General features: G+C 74.0%; 8 protein-coding genes. 3 read left to right on the top strand and 5 right to left on the bottom strand.

The annotated features are described in order from the left end of the window. Window positions 1-20: 20 nt before the first annotated feature. The 3 genes from ACFXOZ_RS16980 to ACFXOZ_RS16990 all read right to left on the bottom strand — a co-directional run bounded on the left by ACFXOZ_RS16980 (window position 21) and on the right by ACFXOZ_RS16990 (window position 3575). On the bottom strand, window positions 21-1151 hold the full coding sequence (locus tag ACFXOZ_RS16980; protein WP_380591136.1) for an aminotransferase class I/II-fold pyridoxal phosphate-dependent enzyme: 1131 nt from the start codon (window positions 1149-1151) through the stop codon (window positions 21-23). 10 nt (window positions 1152-1161) lie between these two features. Then, window positions 1162-1806, bottom strand: coding sequence for a transcriptional regulator (locus tag ACFXOZ_RS16985; RefSeq protein ID WP_375886716.1), 645 nt, complete (start codon window positions 1804-1806; stop codon window positions 1162-1164). Window positions 1807-1925: 119 nt separating this feature from the next. After that, on the bottom strand, window positions 1926-3575 hold the full coding sequence (locus ACFXOZ_RS16990; protein ID WP_380591139.1) for a beta-propeller fold lactonase family protein: 1650 nt from the start codon (window positions 3573-3575) through the stop codon (window positions 1926-1928). A 287-nt stretch (window positions 3576-3862) separates the two neighbouring features. Here ACFXOZ_RS16990 and ACFXOZ_RS16995 point away from each other — a divergent pair, with 287 nt between their 5' ends. Both ACFXOZ_RS16995 and ACFXOZ_RS17000 read left to right on the top strand, forming a co-directional pair. After that, window positions 3863-4306 (top strand): RrF2 family transcriptional regulator, encoded by a 444-nt coding sequence (locus tag ACFXOZ_RS16995; protein ID WP_375886713.1) that lies wholly within the window; start codon window positions 3863-3865, stop codon window positions 4304-4306. Window positions 4307-4393: 87 nt separating this feature from the next. After that, a complete protein-coding gene (locus ACFXOZ_RS17000) occupies window positions 4394-5575 on the top strand; it encodes a globin domain-containing protein (RefSeq protein ID WP_380591142.1) in 1182 nt (393 codons plus the stop codon). A gap of 72 nt (window positions 5576-5647) precedes the next feature. On the opposite strand, the gene ddaH is transcribed toward ACFXOZ_RS17000, so the two are convergent. Both ddaH and ACFXOZ_RS17010 read right to left on the bottom strand, forming a co-directional pair. Continuing rightward, window positions 5648-6472, bottom strand: coding sequence for a dimethylargininase (gene ddaH / locus ACFXOZ_RS17005; protein ID WP_375886707.1), 825 nt, complete (start codon window positions 6470-6472; stop codon window positions 5648-5650). Window positions 6473-6709: 237 nt separating this feature from the next. Continuing rightward, window positions 6710-7591, bottom strand: coding sequence for an MBL fold metallo-hydrolase (locus tag ACFXOZ_RS17010; RefSeq protein ID WP_380591145.1), 882 nt, complete (start codon window positions 7589-7591; stop codon window positions 6710-6712). 224 nt (window positions 7592-7815) lie between these two features. On the opposite strand from ACFXOZ_RS17010, the gene ACFXOZ_RS17015 reads away from it, so the two are divergent. After that, window positions 7816-8598 carry an SGNH/GDSL hydrolase family protein gene (locus tag ACFXOZ_RS17015; RefSeq protein ID WP_380591148.1) on the top strand — a complete coding sequence of 261 codons (783 nt, stop codon included), beginning with the start codon at window positions 7816-7818 and terminating at the stop codon, window positions 8596-8598. Window positions 8599-8690: the final 92 nt, after the last annotated feature.

Consider the following 8690-nt stretch of genomic DNA (forward strand, 5'->3'; position numbering starts at 1 on the left):
CGCCGGCGGGGCAGGACGGCTCAGCGCTTGCGCAGCCAGTCGGCGAAGGCCTCCAGCGCCGGGCCCGGGTCGCGGCGGCCGACGCCGATCCGGAAGCGGTCGGCCGGGGTGGGGGTGAGCTCGGAGCGGAACATGCTCGCGGGCATCAGCAGCACGCCGGCCTGCTCGACCAGCGCGGTGCAGAAGTCCTCCACGCCGTCCGGTCCGAGGTAGCGCGGGTAGGCCACGCAGCCGCCGTCCGGGGCGCGCCAGTCGAAGAGTTCGGGGAACTCGGCGAAGAAGGCGTCGAAGTGCGGCAGGTTCGCCGCGATGACCGCCCGGTTGCGGGCGAGGATCCCCTCCCGGGCGGTGATCGCGATCCGGGCCAGCACCTCGCTCGGGGCGGAGTTGCAGATGGTGGTGTAGTGCTTGGCCCGCTCCAGCCGGGTGCGCAGCTCGCGGTCCCGGCAGGCGATCCAGCCGATCCGCAGGCCGGGCAGGCCGAGCGACTTGGAGGTCACGTTGAGCGAGAGCGCGGTGGCCGAGAGGTCGGCGGCCTGCGGCAGGATGCGGGCCGGGTCGCGTTCCAGGCCGCGGTAGACCTCGTCGGAGAACAGCCGGATGCCGCGCTCCTCGCAGAGTCCGGCGAGCCGGGCGAGGTCGGCGGCGTCGATCAGGGTGCCGGTCGGGTTGTTGGGGAAGTTGACCGAGAGCACCTTGGTGTTCGGCCGCAGCGCCGCCTCGACCGCGTCCAGGTCGAGCGCCCAGTCCTGCCGCTCGTCCAGGGCGACGCCGGTGACCTCGCAGAGCGAGAGCGGAACGGTCTCCGCCGACTGGTAGTTGGGGGTCACCACCACCGCGTGGTCGCCCGGCTCCAGCAGCACCTGCATGGCGAGGTTGATCCCCTCCTGGGCGCCGCCGAAGCAGATCACGTCGTCCGCGTCGACCCGCTCGTACATCCCGGCGATCGCCCGCCGCAGGCCCGGGTCGCCGAAGGTCTCGGTGTAGCCGAGCGCCAGGGTGTCCCAGGCCTCGCGGTCCTCCGGGCCGGCCAGGGCGAGGAGTTCGGCCATCGTCATGGTCTGGGCGTCGGAGGCGGTGAGGTGGTGTCGGGCGGTGAACTCCCAACGGGTGAAGTAGGTTTCGAGCCGGAAGTCGGGCAGCTGGGTCATCGGGTGCTCCTCAGTTCTTCCTGGGCACGGCGGGGTGCTTGAGCTCGGCGAGCAGGGCGTAGGCGGTGGAGCGGGAGATCCGCAGCGCCACGGCCACGGCGGGGACGGCGCGGCGGACGGCGAACACCCCGGCCGCGTCCAGTTCGCGCAGCACGGCGAGCCGGTCCTCGCGGGTGAAGCGCTCCAGCGGGCGGCCCTGGGCGCGGACGTGGCCGCCGACCACGTCGTTGATCCGCTCCGTCCAGTCGCGTTCGAACAGCGGCTCGGGGCGGGGGGCGGTGGGGGCCGCGAAGTTGGCCAGCAGGGCGGCGGCCTGGTCCAGCGGGCCGCGGTCCAGGTTGACGCAGAGCACCGCCGAGGGCCGGCCGGCGTCGTCCCGCAGCACCGCGCTGACCGAGGACAGCCGCCGGCCGTCCGGCAGCAGCTTCTCGTACGGCCCGTAGACGTCCGGGGCCGAGGGGTCCAGTTCGTCCAGCTCGCCGAGCAGGGACGGGTCGCCGGGCGCGCGCGGGGTCAGCGGGTTCCAGATGGCCAGCACCCGGTCGGTGGCGGTGTCGTGCAGGACCACCTCGGCGTACGGCCCCAGCAGCTGGGCGACCGCCCGGCAGACCGGCGACCAGGTCCGCACGCGTGGGTCGGGGGTTTCGGCAGGCATGGCTGGACTGTACGTCCGATCCGGACACATAGTCCAGGAGGAAGGGCGGGAGCGGGCACGGAGAGGCCCCGCCCGGCGGTCCGGACGGGGCCTCCGAGGGGGCGCCCAGCAACAGGTGATCAGCGGCAGGTGATCAGCAGGCCGAGGACGGAGGTGCAGCTGCGGGTCGCCTTGCTGGTGGCGGGCGAGGGGTCGGCGGGGGCGCCGGCGGTGCGGGCCACGGTGACGTCCCAGGAGGTGACCAGGCTCAGCGCGCCGACCCGGACGGAGAAGTGCCGGGTGGTACTGGCGCCCTTGGCGAGCGGGGCGGCCAGCGTGCAGGTGAGCTTGCCCGCCGCGACCGTGCAGTCGGCCGAGGTGCTGGTCAGCCCGGTGGGCAGGGCCGCGGCGACGGTGGCCGCCGTGATCGGGTCCGGGCCCTGGTTGGTGAGGGTGACGGTGTAGTCGACCCGGCCGGAGAGCAGGTCGGTGACCGGGGTCGCGGTGAGCGCGACGGCCAGGTGGGCGCTGGGCGCGGTGTAGCCGAAGCGGTCGGCGGCGACGGCGGCGCTGGTGCCGCCGGGCGTGGTGACCTGGACGTCGACCGGGCCGGTCACGGTGGTGGCGGGGGCGGTCGCGGTGCAGCTGGTCTTCGTGCAGCTGAACGAGGTGGCCGGGCCGGCCGCGCCGAAGGTGACGGCGGTGGCGCCGTTGAGGTCGGTGCCGGCGATGGTCACCGTGGTGCCGCCGACCCCGGAGCCGCCGTTCGGGCTGATCCCGGTCACCACGGGCACCGGCAGCGGGAAGTTCAGCACGTCGACGGCGTCGCCGGTGAAGTCGGCGAGGTAGCCGCGCCGCCCGTCGGCGCTCAGCGCCAGGGTGTACGGACTGGCACCCACCGGGACGGTCGCGGTGACGGTCCGGCTGGCCGCGTCGATGACGCTCAGCGTGTTGTCGGCGTAGTTGGAGACGTAGGCGGTGGAGCCGTCCGGAGCGAGGGCCACCGCGTAGGGGCCGTTGCCGACCGTGACGGTGCCGACCAGGGTGTTGGCGCCGGTGTCGAGCACGGCGGCCGTGGTGTCGTCCCCGTCGGCGGCCCACAGCCGGCTGCCGTCGGGGCTGAGCGCCAGGCCGAAGGCGCTGTGGCCGACCGCGACGGTGGCGCTCACCGCGTTGCTCGCGGTGTCGACCACGTTCACCGCCTTGGCGCCGGAGGCGGCGACGTACAGCCGCTTGCCGTCGGGCGAGACGGCGAGCCCGTGCGGCTCGGCCCCGACCGGGACGGTGGCGGTGACGGTGCCGCTCGCGGTGTCCAGCACGCTGACGGTGCCGGCCCCGGCGTTGCTGACGTAGGCGCGGGTGCCGTCCGGCGAGAGCGCCAGGCCCCAGGGCTGGACGCCGACCGGGACGGTCGCGGTGACGGTGCCGCTCGCGGTGTCCACGACGCTGACCGCGTTGTCCAGGTGGTGGGTCAGGTAGGCGTGCTTGCCGTCGGGCGAGACGGCGACCGCGTACGAGCCGGTGCCGGCGGTGAAGCTGCCGGTCACCGTCCGGCTCGCGGTGTCGAGCACGCTGACCGTGCCGGTGCTCTGGCTGGTCACGTAGGCCCGGGCGCCGTCCGGAGTGAGCGCCACACCGGCCGGGTAGGGCGCCACCGGCACGTGGGCCGCCACGGTCGGCGGGGGCGCGGCGGCCTCGGCGGTGGCGGGCTGGGAGAGCAGCGCGGCCGTGGCTGCGGATATCGCCGCCACGGCCGTCCAGGTGCGCCGGGGTGCGCGCGGTGATCTCACGGATTCTCCAGGGGAGGTCGAACCAGGGGGAGGTGGTGAAGGGTGATGCCGAAGGGATGTGGCTCCGGAGCCGCTGCGAAGCGTAGATCGGGTGGTGACGGCACGTCAGGAGTTGATCGGTAATGTCGCCAACTGTTCAGATTCGACCGGGATGCGCTCGGATCGCGGTCGGGATCACCGCCGGGATCGCAGTCGGGGTCGCGGTCGGGGTCGCGGTCGGGGTCACCGCCGGATCGCCTCGTGCGGGAAATTGGAGTTCTGGAGTCGTATTCGATAGCGTTTCGAACGTGAGGCTGACCAAGAGCACCGACATCGCCCTCCGCATCGCCATGCGGCTCGCCGTGATCGGCGAGGGCGAGAACCCGACCACCCGCGAGGTGGCCGAGTCGGTCGGCGTGCCGTACACCCACGCGGCCAAGGTGGTCAGCAGGCTGCAGCACCTCGGGGTGGTGGAGGCCCGGCGCGGACGCGGCGGCGGGCTGATGATCACCTTCGCCGGGCGGACCGGCTCGCTCGGCCTGCTGCTGCGCGAACTGGAGGGCGTCGGCGACGTGGTCGGCTGCGAGGACGACCCGCCGTGCCCGCTGCGGGCCGCCTGCCGGCTGCGCGGGGCGCTGCGCACCGCCCAGGAGGCGTTCTTCGCCGCGCTCGACCCGCTCAGCATCGACCAGCTGGTGGCCTCCCCCACCGGACCGGTCCTGCTCGGCCTCACCGCCCGACCCGCCGACTGACCCCGCCCCCGAGGGGTCGGCCGGCGCCCACGGCATTAAATAAGAGTCTCAGATACCAGTTCTCAGCTACCGTCAGGAGCTCCTCCGATGCTGTCCGCGAAGTCCGCCGAGGTCGTCGAGGCCACCCTGCCCGTCGTGGGCGGCGCGATCGGTGACATCACCCCGCGCTTCTACGACCGGCTGTTCGCCGCCCACCCCGAGTTGCTGCGCGACCTCTTCAACCGGGGCAACCAGGCCAACGGCACCCAGCGCGAGGCGCTGGCCGGCTCGATAGCCGCCTTCGCCTCCGCGCTGATCGCCCACCCCGACCAGCGGCCGGACGCGATGCTCGCCCGGATCGCCCACAAGCACGTCTCGGTCGGCATCGAGAGCGCCCAGTACAAGATCGTCCGCGAGCACCTGTTCGCGGCGATCGTCGAGGTGCTCGGCGAGGCCGTCACCCCGGAGGTCGCCGCCGCCTGGGACGAGGTGTACTGGCTGATGGCCAACGCGCTGATCGCGATCGAGGACCGGCTGCGCGCCGAGGCCGCGGCCGGCGGCGACCCGGCCGACCTGTGGCGCCCGTACACGGTGGTCGCCCGCCATCAGGAGACCTCGACCGTCACCAGCTACCTGGTCCGCCCGGCCGACGGCCGCCCCGCCCCCGCCTCCCGCCCCGGCCAGTACGTCTCGGTGCGCACCCGCCTCGCCGACGGCGCCCACCAGATCCGTCAGTACAGCCTGTCCGGCGGAGCCGACGGCGCCCTGCGGTTCAGCGTCAAGCGCGAGCCCGGCGGCGAGGTCTCCGGACACCTGCACGACCACCTGCACGCCGGCGACACCGTCGAACTGGCGCCCCCGCTCGGCGACATCAGCCTCGCCAACGGCGACGGCCCGGTGCTGCTCGCCTCCGCCGGCATCGGCAACACCCCGATGACGGCGATGCTCGACCACCTCGCCGCCACCGGCTCCACCCGGCGGATCGTCTCGGTGCACGGCGACCGCGACCAGCTCAGCCACGCCTTCCGCGCCGACCTGGAGCAGCTGACCGCCCGGCTCGCCGACGCCGACGCCCACGTCTTCTACGAGCAGCCGCTCGGCGACTGGCCGGCCGAGCGCACCGGCCTGGTCGACCTGTCGACCGTCGAGGTCCCGGCCGGCACCACCGCCTACCTGTGCGGACCGCTGCCCTTCCTGCGCGCCGTACGCGGCCAACTGCTCGCGGCGGGCGTCCCGGCGGCGGACATCCACTACGAGGTGTTCGGGCCGGACCTCTGGCTGGGCGCCTGACGTCCCACGGTTCGGCGGCCCGCTCGGTACGGCCACGGGCGGGCCGCCGCCGCTTCCGGCGTCCGGGTGCGGTCAGAGCCTGAGCTCCAGGGTGCAGCACTTCGCCCCGCCGCCGCCCTTGAGCAGCTCGGAGACGTCCACCGGGATCGGCTCGTAGCCCTCCTCGGCGAGCCGGCCGGCCAGGTTCTTGGCCGTGTCCGGGAGCAGCACCCGGCGGCCGTCCGAGACCGCGTTCAGTCCGAACACCTCGGCGTCGGCCCGGTCGGCGAGGATCGCGTCCGGGTAGAGGGTGCGCAGCACGGAGCGGCTGTGGGCGTCGAAGGCCTCCGGGTAGTACATGACGTGGTCGTCGGAGAGCACGGCCAGTGCGGTGTCCAGGTGGTAGAAGCGCGGGTCGACCAGGGTCAGGCTGACCACGGGGACGCCGAACAGTTCCTCCGCCTCGGCGTGGGCGGCCCGCGAGGTGCGGAAGCCGGTACCGGCGAGCACCCGGCGCCCGACCACCAGGTGGTCTCCCTCGCCCTCGTTGACGTACCCGGCGCGGCGCACCGCGCGGTAGCCGTGCAACCGGAACCAGGACTGGTAGGCCTCGGACTCGGCGGCCCGCTCCTGGTGGCGGAAGGTCGCCACCAGGGCCCGGCCGTCCAGGACGGTCGCCCCGTTGGCGGCGTAGACCATGTCGGGCAGGCCGGGCACCGGGTCGATCAGCTCGACGGTGTGGCCGAGGCGGCGGAAGGTGCGGTGCAGGCGCTCCCACTGGCGGACGGCGAGCGCGGTGTCGGTGGGCTGCGCCGGGTCCATCCACGGGTTGATCGCGTAGTCCACCGTGAAGTACGTCGGCCGGCACATCAGGTAGCGCCGGGGCCGCGCCGTACGTGCCGGGGTGTGCGTGGGCATTGCTCAACCGTCCTAGGATCGCGGGGAGTTCGGGTGCGGAGCTGCGGGTCGCTGCTCAGGCGGCTGCCCCGCGATCCCCGCTCGCACACCCGCGCGGGCGCCCCCGGCGGGCGCAACCCCCCGCGCACCCGGCGCGAGCCCCGGCGCACGGACCGGCGGGCCGCACCGGTCGCCGACGGCCCGGAGTCGGCTCAGCGGCGGGCCGGGCCGGATCGGTTCACCGGCGGGCCGCACCGGTCACCAGCGCACCGCGGCGAAGTCCACCGGCTCGGTCCGCAGTGCGCGGGCCCGGACGGCGAGGGCGCGCAGCCGGCGGTCCGCTTCCTCGGCGGGCATCCGGTGCTTGTCGCCGTGGCCGGGCAGCAGCCACTCGAAGCGCAGCGCGTCCAGGCTGCGCTCCAGCGAGGCCGCCTGCTCCTCGATCGAGTACCAGGTCACCGCCTCCTGCACCTCGATGTCCCGGTTGGTGCGGGACCAGTACAGGCTGTCGCCGGTGAAGCAGTACCGCTCATCGGCGACGTACAGCACGCTGCCGCGGGTGTGGCCGGGGAAGGGGTGGGCGACCAGGCCGGGCGAGACCTCCACCGGGGCGGTGCCGCGCAGCACCCGGTCGGCGTCCGGGGCGGCGGCGAGGTCGCCCTCGTGGATCCAGAGCCGGGCGCCCAGCCGGTCGGCGTAGGCGCGGCCGTGCGCCGCGTGGTCGCGGTGGGTGAGCAGGACGTCGGTGACCGGGCCGAGCGCCTCGTAGCGGGCCGCGAGGGCCTCGCTCCAGCGGGGCGTGTCGATCATCGCCCAGCCGTGGGGGCGGCGGCAGAGGTAGGCGGTGGCCCCCGCGGTCCGCCGGGAGTTGTGGCCCAGCAGCAGCACCTCGCCGGCCTCGTCGAGGGCCAGCGGGAAGGGGTCGGTGGCCCGGTCGAGCGGGCCGTTGCCGGGGCGGATGGAACGGGTCGGGCAGGCGTGGGCGGCGGCGAGCAGTTGGCGGCGCTCGGCCTCGTCGCGCGGCTGGCGGACCAGTTCGGACTTGCGGTCGCGCTCCCGGATCAGGTCGGGCGCGAGCTGCCGGGCGACGTCGCAGTTGGTGCAGCGGTCGTCGACGGTCCAGTTCTCGGAGCTGTTCATGGCCGGTGCTCCCCCAGGGAAGGTACGGCGGCCGGAGCGGCGCGCCGTCCTTCGAGCATCGTCCGGGCGCGCCGGAAAGCGGAAGGGGGAGCGGACCTTGTGCTTTGCCGGAGCGGCCGCTCTGCCGCCCGGGCGGGGCCGTAGAGCGTACGTGGCCCATCTCACGTTCCGCCAGGCTCACCTACGGTGGCGTAGGTCACTTGAATGGGTGAACTATCTCTTTCATGCCGAACCTCCAGGAGACCCTTGACCTCAGTTCGTACGCCGCCCTCGGGGACAGCTTCACCGAGGGCCTGAACGACCCCGGTGCCGACGGCGCGTTCGCCGGCTGGGCCGACCGCCTGGCCGGGCTGCTCTCCGACGGGCGGCCGCCGGGCGGGTTCCGCTACGCCAACCTGGCGGTGCGGGGGCGGCTGTTGGACCAGATCGTGGCCGAGCAGGTGCCGCAGGTCCGCCGGCTCCAGCCCGACCTGGTCACCTTCTGCGCCGGCGGCAACGACATCCTCCGGCCCGGCAGCGACCCGGACGAGGTGGCCGTCCGCTTCGAGGCCGCCGTCGCCCAACTCGCCGAGAACGCCGGGACGGTGCTGATCTGCACCGGCTTCGACACCCGCGAGGTGCCGCTGATCAAGCACCTGCGCGGCAAGATCGCCACCTACAACGGCCACATGCGGGCCGTCGCCGACCGCTACGACTGCAAGGTCGCCGACCTGTGGTCGCTGCGCGCGGTGCAGGACCGCCGGGCCTGGAGCGAGGACCGGCTGCACCTCTCCCCCGAGGGCCACCAGCGGGTCGCCCTGCTGGCCGCCCGCTCGCTCGGCCTGCGCACCCAGGACGACCCGGAGGCCCCGTGGCCGACCGCCCGCGCGCTCACCCCGGCCGACCAGCGGCGGGAGAACCTCCAGTGGGCGCGGGAGTTCCTGATCCCCTGGGTCGGCCGGCGCCTGCGCGGGGAGTCCTCGGGCGACCACGTGGAGGCCAAGCGGCCCGACCTGCTGCCGTTCTGACCGCTCGTCAGGAATGACGGACCGTCAATACTTTTGAATTTTAATGATCCGGGCGCTGCGTTCGTGAAGTTCAGTGTTGATCTCTGTGGGGC

The organism is Kitasatospora sp. NPDC059160, assembly GCF_042755465.1.
Taxonomy (GTDB): Bacteria; Actinomycetota; Actinomycetes; order Streptomycetales; family Streptomycetaceae; genus Kitasatospora.